Raw genomic sequence first — 15,714 nt, 5'->3', positions numbered from 1 at the left:
TTTTTATTCCCACTATTCTCCTAAATTTACTATCATTATGTTTACAGCTTCCGAGCTTCTCGAAAATTTTAATTCTCATATTGCTGGCTTACAATTTACGCGTACTCCGAAAGGATTGTATGCTCCGGTAGAATATGTATTATCTATGGGTGGAAAAAGAATTCGCCCGGTGTTAATGTTGCTGGCTTATAATTTGTACAAGGAAGACGTGACCCGTATCTATGCTCCGGCCACAGGTATCGAAGTTTATCATAATTATACCCTTTTGCATGATGATTTGATGGATCGTGCGGATCGCCGTAGAGGAAAAGAAACCGTCCACAAAGTTTGGAATGATAATACTGCTATCCTTTCGGGAGATGCGATGTTGGTGCTTGCCTATCAGTTTATGGCAGAATGTCCTTCGGCTTTTCTGAAAGAGGTTATGGATCTTTTCAGTTTGACGGCACTTGAAATTTGTGAAGGTCAGCAAATGGATATGGAGTTTGAGCAGAGGAATGATGTAACTGCAGAAGAATATCTGGAGATGATTCGTCTGAAAACTGCCGTGTTGTTGGCGGCGAGTCTGAAGATTGGAGCTCGTTTGGGGGGCGCTTCGGTAGAAGACGCTGGTCGTTTATATGATTTTGGTATGCATATAGGTGTTGCCTTCCAGTTGAAAGATGATTTGCTGGATGTATATGGCAATGCTAAAGTGTTTGGAAAAAATATAGGTGGGGATATTCTCTGTAATAAAAAAACATATATGCTGATTAAAGCATTGGAGCATGCGAATGCGGATCAGCATAACCAGTTGAATAGCTGGATAAACGCAGAGACTTTCCAGCCGGCAGAGAAAATTGCAGCTGTGACGGAACTGTATGACCGGATTGGTGTAAAAGCAGTTTGCGAAAATAAGATATTGGAATATAGCAACCGGGCAATGGAAAGCCTTGCAGCTGTTAGTATTGCAGAAGAAAAAAAAGAAGAACTGAAAAAGATAATAGAAAATTTGATACACAGAGAAGTTTAATTGTGCTTTTTTGTAACTATGCCTTATAGAAGATTACCAAATACAGACCAGGCGAGAATACGGGCACTGAAAGCAGTGGTTGCAAAATCTGATACCCATAACCTCTATAATTTGGCAGTTTCTTTAAAGACGTTGACTGAAGCCCGGAATTTCTTGATGAGATTTGAAGCCGCCCAATCGTATTATGCCCAGTGCTTTGAACGTCAGTCGCAAGCAGGGCGTAAGCATCAGGCCAATGTAAAGATGGCTCGTCTGTATGTCTCTCATTTCATTCAGGTATTGAATCTGGCTGTTATTCGCTCGGAAGTGCGTGCAGCCCATAAATCTTATTATGGTTTGCCGGCTGATAGTTCAAATGTACCGGATTTATCGACGGAGGCAGCCTTGGTAGAGTGGGGGCGAAAAATTATAGATGGAGAAACCAAGCGAACTTCTCAAGGGGGGATTCCTATTTATAATCCTACTATTGCTAAGGTTAGAGTTCATTATGATATTTTTACAGATAGTTATGACCGACAGAAAAATTTGCAGGCTTTAACTGCCCGTAGTTTAGATTCTCTTTCTGCTATGCGAACTACTGCAGATGAATTGATCTTGGATATATGGAATCAGGTGGAAAAAAAGTTTGAAGATGTTTCTCCCAATGAAAAACGATTGGAATTATGCCGTGATTACGGGCTGATTTATTATTATCGTACTGGGGAGAAACGAATAGAAAAAGTAAACGAATGAGATTGATAGATACACATTCCCATCTTTTTTTGGAGGAGTTTTCAGAGGATTTCCCACAAGTTATTGAGCGTGCACGTGCTGCCGGAGTTACTCATATATTTATGCCCAATATTGACAGTACGACTATTGAAGCAATGCTGTCAGCCTGTAGCCTTTATAAAGGATACTGTTTTCCTATGATTGGTTTGCATCCTACTTCTGTCAATGCCAATTATGAAAAAGAATTGGAAATAGTTGCTCGCGAATTGAAGTTTTCTAAGGAATATGTTGCTATAGGGGAGATCGGCATGGATCTTTATTGGGACAAAACTTACCTGAAAGAGCAGCAAATAGTACTGGATAAACAAGTCAACTGGGCTTTGGAATATGATCTTCCTGTAGTAATCCATTGCCGGGATGCCTTTGATTATATATATAAGGTGCTGGAACCTTACAAAAAGACTCTTTTAAGAGGAATATTTCATAGCTTTACAGGAACGGCAGAAGAAGCCACCCGCGTATTGGAGTTTTCCGATTTCTTCATTGGAATTAATGGTGTGGTTACTTTTAAGAAGTCCCACCTTCCGGAAATTTTGCCAGGAATACCATTAGAAAAAATTGTTCTTGAAACAGATTCTCCTTATCTGACTCCAGTCCCGAATCGTGGTAGGAGGAATGAAAGTGCCTATGTGAAGGATACTTTGATGAAGGTTTCTGAAATTTACGGGATGTCTCCTGAGGCTGTTGGAGACGTTACTTCGGAAAACGCTTTAAAAGTGTTTGGAATGCTCAAATAACATCGGAAAGATTTTAAAGTTTATTAATTTTGAGATTTTATTAAAGATAAAACGGGGAGAATGAAGGGCAAGAACGAAAAAAAGAATACATTTGTAGCTGAAAACGCTTGTGGTTCGCATTTTTTTTGTAATTTGCAGCCGTTTTTGAAAGAGGCCTCTATTGGAGAGATGCTCGAGTGGTTGAAGAGGCACGCCTGGAAAGCGTGTATACCTCTAAAGGGTATCCGGGGTTCGAATCCCCGTCTCTCCGCAGGATGAAAGAAAAAACAAAAACAATAAATGAATATAATAAACAAATTAATTAATTAATCTTAAAAATTAGACACACAATGAAAAAGTTATTTGCAATTGTTGCTGTGATGGGAGTCTTAACATTTGGCTCAACTCAACTTGCTCAGGCTCAAGATGCTCCTGCAGCGGAACAAACAGAACAAGCTGCTCCTGCAGCTCAGGCAGCTCCTGCCGGTGATGCTACTGTAGAAGCAGAAGAAGGTGGTATTCACAAGGAAATTAAAACTAAGTTTATTGAAGGTACTGCATCTTTCATGAGTTTGGTTGCTATTGCTTTGGTTATCGGTCTTGCATTCTGTATTGAACGTATCATTTATTTGAGCTTAGCTGAAATCAACACAAAGAAGTTCTTGGCTGCTATTGAAGCTGCTTTGGAAAAAGGCGACGTAGAAGCAGCTAAAGACATCGCACGTAGTACAAGAGGTCCTATCGCTTCTATTTATTACCAAGGCTTATTGAGAATCGATCAAGGTCTTGACGTAGTTGAGAAGTCAGTCGTATCTTATGGTGGTGTACAAGCTGGTTATCTGGAAAAAGGTTGTTCTTGGATTACGCTGTTCATCGCAATGGCTCCGTCTTTGGGATTCTTGGGTACTGTAATCGGTATGGTGCAGGCATTTGATAAGATTCAACAAGTAGGTGATATTTCTCCGACGGTTGTAGCAGGTGGTATGAAAGTTGCCTTGATTACAACTATCTTCGGTTTGATCGTTGCTTTGATTCTGCAGGTATTCTATAACTATATCCTGTCTAAGATTGAGGCTTTGACCAGCGAAATGGAAGATTCTTCTATCACTCTGTTGGACATGGTTATCAAATATAACTTGAAATACAAAAAATAAGAGAAATGGCTAAATTATCATATAGAGTATCATATTATGTACTGTATGTTTTGTTCGCTGCTATTTTAGTGGTATTGGGCTTATTCTACTTTGGTGGAGATGCTCAGGGCGATGCAAAACTGATAGGTGTTGACCCCGAAATGTGGCAACCTGCACAGACAGATAGTCTGCTATACTTAATGTATGGTTTGTTTGTTTTGACTGTTATTGCAATGGTAGCTGGTTTTATTTTGCAGTTTGGTAGCGCATTAAAAGATAATCCTGTAAAAGCTCTGAAATCACTGGTAGGTGTTATTTTACTGGTTATTGTAATGATCGTTGCTTGGTCTATGGGTAGTGGAGAACAGATGAATATACCAGGTTATAGTGGAACAGATAATGTTCCGTTCTGGTTGAAGGTTACTGACATGTTCCTGTATACTATTTATTTCTTACTGGGAGCAACGGTTCTTGCAATGCTTTTCAGTAGTATTAAAAAGAAATTATCATAATCGATTGAGGGAACTCAATCTAATGGAGTAATTACAATGGCAAAAGGAAAAAGAAAAGTTCCTGATATAAACTCAAGTTCTACAGCGGATATCGCTTTCCTATTGTTAATCTTCTTCTTGATTACGACTTCTATGGATACGGACCGTGGTTTGGCAAGACGTTTGCCGCCACCACCCGAACAAGACCAAAAGAAGGACGATTCGGATAAGGTTAAGGAGCGTAACGTAATGACAGTCTTCCTGAACATGAACGATCAGTTGATGTGTAGTGGAGAATATGTTAGTATAGATCAGTTGAGAGATAAGGCAAAAGAATTCATTGCCAATCCGTATAATGATGAGTCTAAACCGGAAAAGCATGCGAAAGACATTCCCTTCTTCGGAACTATGCAGATTACGGAAAAGCATGTAGTTTCTTTGCGTTGTGACCGTGGTTCTTCCTATAAAGCATACTTAGCAGTTCAGAATGAATTGGTAGCTGCTTACAATGAGTTGAGAGATGAATTAGCTCAGGAAAAATTTGGAAAGAACTATGCTGCTTTGGGCGAAGACGAGCAAAAAGCAATTCGTGATGTATATCCTCAGAAAATCTCTGAGGCAGAACCTAAAAAGTACGGAGAAAAGAAGTAATGGGAAAATTTAATAAGACTGGTAAACGCGAAATGCCTGCGTTGAATACTTCTTCTCTGCCTGACCTTATCTTTACTTTGTTGTTCTTCTTTATGATTGTAACAACAATGCGTGAGGTAACATTAAAGGTTGAGTTTAAGGTTCCGCAAGCTACTGAGTTGGAAAAACTAGAAAAGAAATCTTTGGTTACGTTTATCTATGTAGGAAAGCCTACAGCTGAGTTCCGTAAGAAACTGGGTAATGAAAGTCGTATCCAATTGAACGACAGCTATGCTGAAGTTGCTGAAATCCAAGATTATATTATTGGTGAACGTGCCAGTATGAAGGAAGAAGATCAACCGCAGATGACTGTTTCTTTGAAAGTAGACCAAGATACGAAAATGGGTATCGTAACAGATATCAAAGAAGCTCTTCGTAAAGCTTATGCATTGAAACTTAACTATTCTGCGCAGCCGCGTCAGTAAGAAGTTAAATCAAACTATATAAATAAAGGGTGCTTATTTCGAATAGGCACCCTTTATTTTTTTATTCTTGTACGTTATATACTTCCCGATATATAGAGTTTTTTACTGTTTCAAAATCCCTTTCACACTCTAAATTTCCGTGTGCCATAAGTAGCATGGGTAAATAATCATCCCCGGGTCTGTATGGAGGCTGAAGATATGGTTTCTCCCAAAGAGTAAATCCTTGGCGCTTGTAGAAATTAATACGCCTTTGGGCCATTTCTTCTTCCGGCATTTCCACTTCCAGAACAATAGGATGTTGAAGCAACTCGCATAAATGATTTAAAACGTTCTTTCCATGTCCACCATTACGCTGGGCCGGATCAACAGCAAAGTGTTCTACGTAATAGAATTTGCCGAAATCCCAATAGGTAATGAATCCTACAGGAGTATCATGGTGGAAAATAATATTGTTATAGAAATGAGGTTTGCTATCAGTGTACAGGCGCAGTTCTTCTAACGGTCGGTATTCTTCAGGCGGGAAGGCGGCGGTTATTAACTGTTCCATGTATTCATACAAAAATCCATCAGCGGTGCTGATACGTTGAAGTCTGATCATAATGTTGGTCTTTAAAGTTTAGTTTCTCTTATTATTTGGTATAAAAATCAATGAGTCTTTGCAGTGATCGTTGGCATACCGGGCAGAATGTTGGATATTCATTGGTGCGCATACGGCAGTTATCAGCGGGACGGAATATGCCTTTGGCTGAATATCCACCTCCTTCATATACTCCTACCGGATACTTTGCCTGTTCGTTGACAGGGGTAGGAATAGGAGTACCTTTAATGAGCATGTCTTCCCATTTAGAAGCGAAATCGATACGGGTACTTATGTTTTGTTCCCAAGGTTCTATATCCAATGGGTAGGTATCTGTCATGACATCATCGTTGTAGAAATATTCATCGGCCAACCCTCCGAAACTGTGTCCGAACTCGTGTACAACTACCGGGCGGAACATTGGGTGATGAGCTGTAGTCAGGGTATAAGCATTATAGATGCCACCACCTCCATACTCTTCAGTATTGGCAAGAATAATAATGTGTTCATATGGTATTCCGGCCAAAGCATCGTGTATGGATTTGACACGACGGGTAGTCAGATAACGGTCAGAATAGAATGTACTGAAATGGGAATTAAAGGCTGTATGTTTCCATTCTCCCAAACGGGGGACACTCACCCCTGTGTCATCAGATGGGCTAGCAACAGCTACAATATTGAAGCGATCTTTCATACTCTTGAACGGCTCGTGTGAGAATAGGCTTTCACAGGCGATTTCCGCATCCTGATAGAATACGTTCATCTCTGCAGGAGTATATCCTTCGGCAAGAATGGCTACGTCGATGCACTTGTCAGTTTCACCATTCTTTAGCAGATATTTATGTGGAGTGATGTGTGCAGTTCCTTTCTGATGAATAAGTATATCATTGGGGCGTACAGTGTGCGTCAGATGTGTACGCACTTCTTTTCTCGGGCTTAACAGGGTGATCTCTATTTCCACAGGACGGAGCGGGTAGGGCAGTAAGAAGGTATTTTCAAATCCTTTGGTGACAGCCTTGGCTTCGTCCGTTTCCAGCCACTCTTGAAAGAGGGAAGAGAAAGAAGTAGTATAGATTGTCTTTCCACTTTCCAAATCCTTCATGATGATTTGTCCATTACCTTGCAAAGGTAATTCAGCTAAATGATGACGCCTTCCGGCCCATGATGGAAGTACGGACAGTTCATCCAGACATACATTCTGACGGGCAGCATTTCCTGTAAAGATGTAATCAATACGCAATGTTTTATCGGCAAAATACTCAGTGTAGTTTTGCGCATGGCCTATTGTAACCATCAGTAGGCACAATGCAAGTACAAGATATTTTTTCATAACAATCTAATTTTGTAGTTATAGGCAAAGATAATGCAAATTGAGCGCAGAACTTTCATGCTTGCATGAAAAAGTTATGCCGAGATGCAGCTTATCTTCTTTTCACCCTGTTTATCGTAACTGTGGGTTTATTCATTTTTTAGCAAGAAAAGTAATAAATCGTATTTTTATTGGGAAAAATTTCGCTAACTTTGCACATTATCGTATGAGAATACGGTGAAGCAATCGTTATTTATTAATCATAAAATTAGAAATGGGACATCATCAATTGGATACTTTAGACGAGCAAATACTGAAATTGATTGCAGATAATGCCCGTATTCCTTTCCTGGAAGTGGCGAGAGCTTGCAATGTTTCCGGTGCAGCCATACATCAACGCATACAAAAATTGACGAATTTAGGTATCTTGAAAGGTTCGGAGTACGTCATCGATCCGGAAAAAATCGGTTATGAGACTTGTGCCTATATTGGCATTTATCTGAAAGATCCGGAATCTTTTGACGCAGTGACAAAGGCACTTGAAGCTATTCCCGAAGTTGTGGAATGTCACTTTACGACGGGTAAATATGATATGTTTATTAAACTTTACGCACGCAATAACCACCATTTGCTGAGTATTATCCACGATAAATTACAGCCGTTGGGGTTAGCGCGCACAGAAACACTAATATCCTTCCATGAAGCCATAAAACGGCAGATGCCAATCATGGTGGAGGTGGATGAAGATTAGGAATTACTTACGGATATAATCCACAAATGCATAAGGGCAGGGATGTTTCTCGTCAACAAGATGAGATTCCCTGCTTTTTTCATGCCATATTCTGGACTCTACAGCTGGGAAGTAAGCATCTACCTGAGGTGCTTCTGCATCGATTTCCGTCAGGCAAAGCATGTCTGCCAATGGCATTGCCTGTTTATATACACTTGCTCCGCCGATAATATATACTTGTTCCTCAGGTTGACAGCTTTGCAAAGCTGCTTCGAGGGTAGGGAATACTTCTGCACCGGGGCATTGAGTCGCAAGATTGGATGAAAGCACCACATTCCTTCGGTTGGGCAGTGCGCCTTTAGGCAGGGACTCGAATGTTTTTCTTCCCATGATGATGGTGTTTCCTGTGGTCAATGCCTTGAAACGTTTTAAATCATTGGGAAGCCAGAATAATAATTTATTTTGGAAACCGATTCCTAAGTTGCGGTCTACGGCGGCGATGATACTAATCATGATTGGATGTATGATTTGTTAAACAGAAACTTTACCTGCTATATGTGGATGCGGATCGTAATTTACCAATTCGAAATCTTCATATTGGAAGTCGAAGATGCTCTTCACGTCCGGGTTTATCTTCATTTGCGGCAACGGCCGTGGTTCGCGGGAAAGTTGCAGTTTGACCTGCTCCAGATGATTCAGATAAATGTGCGCATCACCGAGCGTATGAATGAAATCCCCTGCTTTCAGCCCGGTCACTTGTGCCATCATCTGCAACAGTAGGGCATAAGATGCAATGTTGAAAGGTACACCGAGAAAAATATCCGCACTTCGTTGATAGAGTTGGAGGCTCAACCGTCCGTCTGCCACATAGAATTGAAAGAAAGCATGACAGGGAGGAAGATTCATGTTGTTAATATCTCCCACATTCCAAGCGCTGACAATGATGCGGCGGGAATCCGGATTATGAAGAATTGTTTCTACAGCCTCACTGATCTGATCGATGGAACCACCTTTGTAGTCAGGCCAGGAACGCCATTGATAACCGTAAATATGTCCCAGATCACCATTCTCATCCGCCCATTCGTTCCAAATGCGAACACCATGATCTTGCAGATACTTGGCATTGGTATCTCCATTCAGGAACCATAGCAATTCATATATAATCGATTTCAGATGCAGTTTTTTGGTGGTGAGGCAGGGAAAGCCATCATCCATATTGAAGCGCATTTGATGTCCGAATACGCTGATTGTACCGGTTCCGGTACGGTCTTCCTTGTGTACGCCCTCGGTTAATACCCGATTGAGCAAGTCTAAATATTGTTTCATGATTGCAGATTACGAATTATAAACAACAAAAGGGACAATCTTTTTTTTGCCTCGCCAAAGGTAACTAAACTTCGGCAGATAGCATCGAATAATTTTCAATTAAAAATTAGAGGAACGGCGGTATAATTAAAGGAACGGTGTCATTAAGTTACCCACCCAACCTACAAACTTCTTCCATCCTGAACGCTTTTTCCAAACTTCGGGAGTCAATAGCGTACTATTCTTTTTATCCCGTTCAAACATATCATTCAACTGGTGAGTGATTGTAGGATCGAAAATAAACGCATTCGTTTCAAAGTCATATCGCAGACTGCGGCTATTCAGATTAGCCGTACCCACAGTACAGAAATTCCGGTCTACCATCATAATCTTGGAATGGTGGAAGCCTCCGTTAAAGAGATAAACTTTTGCCCCTTTCTTCATCAGCTTGTGTACGATATAGAAAGATGCTTCCGGGGTGAAAGGAATATCAGAAACGGCAGGTATCATGATTTCCACTTCAGTACCTTTTTTTAATGCATATTTAATAGCCTTCCGGATGGATTTGGTCGGTACAAAGTAGGGGTTCACAATCTGTATGCTATGTTGCGCTGCTCCAATGGATGCTGCATAAGCGTGACTGATGGAGCGGGGAGTTTCCCTTGGTGTACGGTCTACTATGGCTATTTCTTCGGCTATACTGTCGGGGAGTTGCGGTATATCCGGAAAGTAAACGGGGCCGCCGACGTGCTGTTTAGTCTCCTGGTTCCACATAGTGAGGAAGATACCTTGCAGATAGCGCACTGCATCTCCTTCGATACGCATGTGCATGTCGTGCCATTGACCGATTTTGGGCAGTCCCGTGATGTAATAGTCGGCTATATTCATACCACCGGTATATCCTATTTTGCCGTCAATCACTACGATTTTCCTATGATCGCGATGCATGGCATGATTGATCCATGGGAAGGTGATCGGGTCAAATTTCACTATTTCAATGCCCCGGTCACGGATTGCTTTCAGGTGATGTTTCTTTAATGGTTTGTTATTAGACCAGTTACCGAAAGCATCGAAGAGAGCACGGACTTCCACACCTTCCTGTACTTTTTCAGCCAGTAAGTCGAACAGGGCATTGGCTATGGAGTCATTGCGGAAATTGAAGTATTCCAGATGAATGTGATGTTTGGCGTGGCGTATTTCTTCGAAGAGATCCAGAAACTTCTCCCGTCCGCTCATCAGAAGCTTTACTTCATTGTTGGCGGTAACCGGAATGCCTTGTTGTTGTAGATAATGCATCACGAGCGAGTCACTGGTGGCGACTTGCGCGTGAATATTTCCTATAAAGAATAATGCAGATGATAATATGATGAATAATATTCTTCTCAAAACTTCTTACGCTTAGTTAGTTTTTCTAATTGAGTCGACAAAGATACAATTTATTGATGAGAAATGTTTGCTCAGTTAAAAAAAATTAGCCCTTGACCTGCAAAATGCAGGCAAGGGCTAACTAAATTATTGTAAGGGCAAACGGATTTATTGCAAGAATAAATGAGCTTTATGCTAAAGAACAAATCTTGCGATATCCTAAGTAGACCAATACTACTGCCACTATAATCAGTGATTTGGGATCTAGTTCCGCTGCACCGCTTTGTATGGCGCTGGTGAAAGTTTCGCGTAAGGCCCCCAGCACCAGCTGCAAGCCGTCGAGAACAAAGAACAACACTACGGCAAGCGTAAAACAGAACAAGCTCCACAACTGCGAAATCCGGTAATACCGGTCGGGCAGGTGGTGCATCACGCGACGGCTGAAGCCGTTATCTTCTATCTCTTTCCGATTGTCAGAGAAGAACTGCTGCAAAAGTTTATCATCAGTTGTTTCCGTCATAACCATTTTGTTTTAAGTAGGTAGCCATTTTTTCTTTCGCCCGCGAGAGGTGGCTTTTGACTGTTCCCGCCGGGCATCCCGTGATACCTGCAATCTTTTCGATGCTCTGATCTTCCATATAGAACAAGGTGATACAGGTTCGTTCCATTTCTTTTAGTGTCGCCAGCGCCCGGTAAACGTCCATCTGTTGTCCTACGTCATCTTGGCTGGTGTTCCAGCGGGTATCCACTTCCCGGGTGTCGAGGTCGGCTGTCTCCTTCCGACTGCGAAGATAATCATAAAATACATTATATGCAATACGGTAGAGCCAGGTGGAGAAATTGGACAGGTTTTTGAATGAAGCCAGGTTGGTGTAGGCTTTGATAAACGTGTCCTGCGCCAGGTCGTCACTCAACTCGTTGTCGCCGCAAGTCAGATTGAGGAAGAACCGTCGCACGGGCGACTGGTACTTTTTCACTAACTGGTCGAAGGCCCTGGTGTTGCGAAACACCACGACCTGTGCGACTAACGATATGTCATTGAGTTGGCTCATCTCTCCCGGTTGTTCTTTTTATTAGAGTCTTGCGTATAATAGATAACTAATTGTCCGAATCCGGTGAACATGATCAGCAGTCCGACGCAGCCCACTCCGAAGTTCCCGGTAATGGCCCAGAGGAAGATGAACAATCCGATGCCGATGAAGATGTTTTTGATACCTTTGGTACGGATATCTTCTGTTTTCTCCGCATTCTTGAAGAAGTCTTCAGGCAGTTGTTGACCGCTCGAAAGTGCTTGTTCTGCAAGGCGGTATTTGGCTTTTCGATTTTTGTAATTGAAGAAGAATACCGTAAAGACGATGAGTAGCGGCAGACCGAAGATGAAGACAATGGCAGTAACTGAAATGATGGTTTCAGAGGTTTTGCCACCTAAATCGAAGTCCCAGTTCCAACCACTGCCGTTGTGGTGTTTCCATCCTTTATCGCTTTTGCCGTCTGAGCTACTGCCTTCGTAGGTCATGATGCTGAGCGTATCGGTTACTGTCTTTCCGTCGATGGTAGTATCGCGCAGTTCAATCACGCGTTTTTTGTTCCCCAGACTGTCGTTTTCTGTAACCGTTCTGTTTTTTGCCTGTACCAGTGAACATAATGTCATGGCGGCGATGAGTGCTAAAATTATCCGTTTCATAATCATATTTTGTTTTATCTTTTATTGTTTCTTTGTGTGTTAGACGTATCATGCCAGTTAGAAAGTTGCAAAGAGACGATATTTTTTTTAGAAAATCGGTATTATCTGAAAGTATTTGCAGACATTTTAGATGTAAAGGGGGATGTGGGATTGATTCTTTCCGGTGCAACAATGAACTATATTCCCATTAGGACTGAACATACTTCCCACTACGACTGAAACCACTTCCCACTACGACTGAACTAGTGTTTCACTACGACCAATCTTAGTGGAACACCAAGTCGGCTATCACACAAGAAGTTACGTTCTTCAGTTCACTCCTACATAATGCATATCAGAAAAAGAAATGAATAAAGTTACGAGCTACAGAAATGAAGCAAATGGGTACGCGGACGACGCGGATAAGGCGGACGAACGCGGATTTAAAAAGCTGCGCTATACTATTAATAAATTAAAGTCCGCGTTCGTCCGCCTTATCCGCGTCGTCCGCGTACCCATTTAATTCATAACCCTACAAAAATGGATCAGTTTTATTTAATAATAATGTAATATCAGACTTCTTGTACTCATAAGATGTAGGTATTTTGCTTTATATCCGGTTAAAACAACTAAATCCGGTTGCTTCTTATTGTAATTAGTGTTACTTTCGCAAATCTATATTAAAACGCTTTTTGGAGAAGTTACGGAATATATTGAAATGGTTCCTTCCTTTATTATTTATCGCATATTTAGGAGGTATTACACTGTTTACTCACTCGCATGTGGTAAATGGGGTAATTATTGTACATTCCCACCCGTTCAAAGGTGAACATAGCCATACGGAAGCGCAGGTTGAAACGATATTCTTCCTTTCTTCTTTTGTAGCTTCTTCTCTACCTGCTATTCTTTTTGCCGCATCGGCTTTCCTTATTTTATTGCGTGTACTGAGTGTTCCGGCTGTAGAACATACCAAGTGCGTGCGAGTTCGTTGCGGCATCAGTCTGCGTGCACCACCTGTAGTTCATTGACAATAGGAATTCCCCTTATTAAAAAATCCATTAAAAATTAGAACTACATGAAAAAATATATCTTTTTCGTGGTGGGAGTGATGTGTACATTGCTCTCCCACACCGCTTATGCAATTGATTTAAATAAATCTGACGCCAATATCATTGGCCACATATTAGAGAAAAAAACAGGAGAACACCTTCCTTATATGACAGTAGCCCTGAAAGGGACCACTATCGGAACTATGACCGATGGTACCGGACATTATTTTCTGAAGAACCTTCCGGAAGGTGAGTTCATACTCTCCGTCAGTGCCGTAGGTTATAAACCACAAGAACGAAAAGTAACCCTTAAACGGGGTAAGACGCTGGAAGAAAACTTCGAACTGGAAGAAGATATGGTAGCCCTGGATGGCGTAGTTGTTACAGCCAATCGTAATGAAACCGCTCGCCGACTGGCACCTACCTTGGTAAAGGTCGTTACTCCGAAACTATTCGACATGACCAATTCGCATACCTTGTCGCAAGGTCTCGTCTTCCAGCCGGGCGTACGTGTAGAAAACGATTGCCAGAATTGTGGCTACTCACAGGTACGTATCAATGGTATGGATGGGAAATATACACAGATACTGATTGATTCCCGTCCCATCTTTTCTGCATTGGCAGGCGTCTACGGCTTGGAGCAGATTCCCGCTAATATGATAGAGCGTGTGGAAGTGGTACGTGGAGGCGGTTCGGCTCTTTTCGGCTCTTCGGCCATTGCCGGAACAGTGAATATTATCACGAAAGAACCTCTCCGCAACTCAGGTTCGTTTGCCCACTCTATCTCCAATTTTGATGGCTCCGGTTCGTTTGACAATAATACTACGCTTAACCTTTCCCTGGTATCTTCGGATAACAAAATGGGAGCTTACATCTACGGGCAGAACCGCCACCGTTCGGCATGGGATTCCAACGGTGACGGTTTTTCCGAATTACCCAAATTGAAGAACCAGACAGTAGGCGTGAACGCTTATTATAGGCTGAGCCCCTATTCCAAGTTGAATCTGGAATATCATCACATGGAAGAGTTTCGCCGTGGCGGTAACCGCTTTGATCTGCCGCCTCACATTGCCGAAGATGCCAATCTGAATGGTTCCGGCGAACCCGGACTGGTGGAGCAGATCGAACATTCCATCAATACGGGCGGCTTGAAGTTCGGTGCCTTCTCTAAGGATCAGAAGCATGCGTTCAATGCATACGCCTCTGCCCAGCATATCGTGCGCGACAGTTATTACAGTGCCTATGGGCATACCACCGATTTCACCGGCGTATTGGGCGCCCAGTATATCTATCATTTTGATAAGCTCTTCTTCATGCCTTCCGACTTGACGGGTGGAGTAGAATTTAATCATGATAATCTGGACGACAAAGCAACGGATATGCAAAAATATCGGGATGCCGCTTTGGCGGAAGATCCCACTGCAACAGGAGACCGTCTGCAACAGTTGATTGATAAGTATACACCCGATCCCTTGAAACAGATTGTGAACATTGCGAGTGCCTATGTGCAGAATGAATGGAAAAGCGAGCAGTGGAGTTTTCTGATAGGCGGACGTCTGGACAAGAATAGCATTATGAGTAAAGCCATTTTCAGTCCCCGTGCCAATATCCGCTACAACCCTACGCAGGACATAAATATCCGTTTCAGTTATGCTGAAGGTTTCCGTGCTCCGCAGGCTTTCGACGAAGACTTACATATTAGTAATGTGGGAGGCGGGTTGATTTCCATCGTTCGTGCTAAGGATCTGAAAGAAGAACGTTCGCGCAGCGTGAACGCTTCGATGGATTGGTATCATTACTTCGGTGATTTCCAAGCAAATTTGTTGATAGAAGGTTTCTTCACGAAACTCTCCGATCCGTTTGTACTGACAGCACCGATAGAAGATCCGAACGGTAGTGGATATCTGATACAAACCCGTGTCAACGGTTCCGGTGCAAAGGTGTATGGTGGTACATTGGAAGGAAAGATCGCTTGGCGTGATAAAATCCAGTTGCAGGCGGGACTGACCGTGCAACGCAGTCTGTACGATTCTCCCGAGGAGTGGAGTGCAGACAAGGAACATTTGTCGGATGAAGAACGCCATAGCGACCGGATATTGCGTACCCCCGATGTTTATGGTTACTTTACTGCCACTTTCAATCCTACAAAAGCATTGTCTGTAGCCCTGAACGGTAATTATACCGGGCAAATGTATGTGCCTCATTTGATGTCCGAAGTGGATGGTACGGCAGACCTGTTGGTGAAAAGCCCGGATTTCTTCGAACTGGGTGCCAAGGTAGCTTATGATATAGATTTTTCCGGCATGTGCCTGCAATTCAATGTGGGAGTACAGAATATCTTCAACTCCTATCAGAAAGATTTTGATAAAGGAGCCACCCGCGATTCCGGTTACATTTATGGTCCGGGAGCGCCTCGTTCCTACTTTGCGGGAGTCAAGCTTAGTTTTTAGTGCCCGGCGGGTTTGCCTTGTATTGCCT

At 42.3% G+C, this 15,714-nt stretch carries 18 protein-coding genes and 1 tRNA gene; 11 read left to right on the top strand and 8 right to left on the bottom strand.

Features of this window, described 5'->3' with window-relative positions; translation table 11 throughout:
* Positions 1-37 precede the first annotated feature (37 nt).
* From K6V21_RS26310 to K6V21_RS26275, 8 genes are all read left to right on the top strand, one after another.
* The gene (locus tag K6V21_RS26310; protein WP_224320414.1) at positions 38-1,012 is read left to right on the top strand and encodes a polyprenyl synthetase family protein; all 975 of its coding nucleotides are present in this window, start codon (positions 38-40) and stop codon (positions 1,010-1,012) included.
* Positions 1,013-1,030: 18 nt separating this feature from the next.
* Positions 1,031-1,744, top strand: coding sequence for a hypothetical protein (locus K6V21_RS26305; protein WP_224320413.1), 714 nt, complete (start codon positions 1,031-1,033; stop codon positions 1,742-1,744).
* The gene (locus K6V21_RS26300) at positions 1,741-2,520 is read left to right on the top strand and encodes a TatD family hydrolase (RefSeq protein ID WP_224320412.1); all 780 of its coding nucleotides are present in this window, start codon (positions 1,741-1,743) and stop codon (positions 2,518-2,520) included. The genes K6V21_RS26305 and K6V21_RS26300 overlap by 4 nt, the downstream gene beginning before the upstream one ends.
* Before the next feature lie 162 nt (positions 2,521-2,682).
* A tRNA-Ser gene (locus tag K6V21_RS26295) sits at positions 2,683-2,770 on the top strand.
* A 79-nt stretch (positions 2,771-2,849) separates the two neighbouring features.
* Positions 2,850-3,653 (top strand): MotA/TolQ/ExbB proton channel family protein, encoded by an 804-nt coding sequence (locus tag K6V21_RS26290; RefSeq protein WP_007210397.1) that lies wholly within the window; start codon positions 2,850-2,852, stop codon positions 3,651-3,653.
* 5 nt (positions 3,654-3,658) lie between these two features.
* Positions 3,659-4,144 carry a hypothetical protein gene (locus K6V21_RS26285; RefSeq protein WP_044271719.1) on the top strand — a complete coding sequence of 162 codons (486 nt, stop codon included), beginning with the start codon at positions 3,659-3,661 and terminating at the stop codon, positions 4,142-4,144.
* A gap of 36 nt (positions 4,145-4,180) precedes the next feature.
* Positions 4,181-4,774: an ExbD/TolR family protein gene (locus K6V21_RS26280; RefSeq protein ID WP_044271720.1), complete on the top strand. Its 594-nt coding sequence runs from the start codon at positions 4,181-4,183 to the stop codon at positions 4,772-4,774.
* Positions 4,774-5,238 (top strand): ExbD/TolR family protein, encoded by a 465-nt coding sequence (locus K6V21_RS26275; protein WP_007210400.1) that lies wholly within the window; start codon positions 4,774-4,776, stop codon positions 5,236-5,238. Before K6V21_RS26280 ends, K6V21_RS26275 begins: the two co-directional genes overlap by 1 nt.
* Positions 5,239-5,299: 61 nt before the next feature.
* Here K6V21_RS26275 and K6V21_RS26270 read toward each other — a convergent pair whose 3' ends face one another.
* A complete protein-coding gene (locus tag K6V21_RS26270; protein ID WP_217714221.1) occupies positions 5,300-5,836 on the bottom strand; it encodes a GNAT family N-acetyltransferase in 537 nt (178 codons plus the stop codon).
* A 31-nt stretch (positions 5,837-5,867) separates the two neighbouring features.
* Entirely contained in the window at positions 5,868-7,145 is a 1,278-nt protein-coding gene (locus tag K6V21_RS26265; RefSeq protein ID WP_224320411.1) for an IgA Peptidase M64, read from the bottom strand.
* Positions 7,146-7,398: 253 nt separating this feature from the next.
* Here K6V21_RS26265 and K6V21_RS26260 point away from each other — a divergent pair, with 253 nt between their 5' ends.
* Positions 7,399-7,875, top strand: coding sequence for an Lrp/AsnC family transcriptional regulator (locus K6V21_RS26260; protein ID WP_044271724.1), 477 nt, complete (start codon positions 7,399-7,401; stop codon positions 7,873-7,875).
* 3 nt (positions 7,876-7,878) lie between these two features.
* Here the strand turns inward: K6V21_RS26260 and K6V21_RS26255 are convergent, their stop codons facing one another.
* The 6 genes from K6V21_RS26255 to K6V21_RS26230 all read right to left on the bottom strand — a co-directional run bounded on the left by K6V21_RS26255 (position 7,879) and on the right by K6V21_RS26230 (position 12,208).
* On the bottom strand, positions 7,879-8,367 hold the full coding sequence (locus K6V21_RS26255) for a dihydrofolate reductase (RefSeq protein ID WP_224320410.1): 489 nt from the start codon (positions 8,365-8,367) through the stop codon (positions 7,879-7,881).
* An 18-nt stretch (positions 8,368-8,385) separates the two neighbouring features.
* The gene (locus tag K6V21_RS26250; RefSeq protein WP_224320409.1) at positions 8,386-9,180 is read right to left on the bottom strand and encodes a thymidylate synthase; all 795 of its coding nucleotides are present in this window, start codon (positions 9,178-9,180) and stop codon (positions 8,386-8,388) included.
* A 126-nt stretch (positions 9,181-9,306) separates the two neighbouring features.
* Positions 9,307-10,491 carry a cardiolipin synthase gene (gene cls / locus K6V21_RS26245; RefSeq protein ID WP_256141479.1) on the bottom strand — a complete coding sequence of 395 codons (1,185 nt, stop codon included), beginning with the start codon at positions 10,489-10,491 and terminating at the stop codon, positions 9,307-9,309.
* A 223-nt stretch (positions 10,492-10,714) separates the two neighbouring features.
* Positions 10,715-11,044 (bottom strand): DUF5056 domain-containing protein, encoded by a 330-nt coding sequence (locus K6V21_RS26240; RefSeq protein WP_217714225.1) that lies wholly within the window; start codon positions 11,042-11,044, stop codon positions 10,715-10,717.
* Complete coding sequence (locus K6V21_RS26235) at positions 11,028-11,576, bottom strand: RNA polymerase sigma factor (protein WP_007210408.1); 549 nt, start codon at positions 11,574-11,576, stop codon at positions 11,028-11,030. The genes K6V21_RS26240 and K6V21_RS26235 overlap by 17 nt, the downstream gene beginning before the upstream one ends.
* On the bottom strand, positions 11,573-12,208 hold the full coding sequence (locus K6V21_RS26230) for a DUF6249 domain-containing protein (protein ID WP_224320408.1): 636 nt from the start codon (positions 12,206-12,208) through the stop codon (positions 11,573-11,575). Before K6V21_RS26230 ends, K6V21_RS26235 begins: the two co-directional genes overlap by 4 nt.
* A gap of 671 nt (positions 12,209-12,879) precedes the next feature.
* Here K6V21_RS26230 and K6V21_RS26225 point away from each other — a divergent pair.
* Positions 12,880-13,215, top strand: a complete 336-nt coding sequence (locus tag K6V21_RS26225) for a hypothetical protein (RefSeq protein WP_044271733.1) — start codon at positions 12,880-12,882, stop codon at positions 13,213-13,215.
* A 47-nt stretch (positions 13,216-13,262) separates the two neighbouring features.
* Entirely contained in the window at positions 13,263-15,686 is a 2,424-nt protein-coding gene (locus K6V21_RS26220; protein ID WP_224320407.1) for a TonB-dependent receptor, read from the top strand.
* Positions 15,687-15,714: the final 28 nt, after the last annotated feature.

The organism is Bacteroides cellulosilyticus (assembly GCF_020091405.1).
Classification (GTDB): Bacteria; Bacteroidota; Bacteroidia; order Bacteroidales; family Bacteroidaceae; genus Bacteroides.
This window is presented reverse-complemented; position numbering and strand designations above follow the sequence as displayed.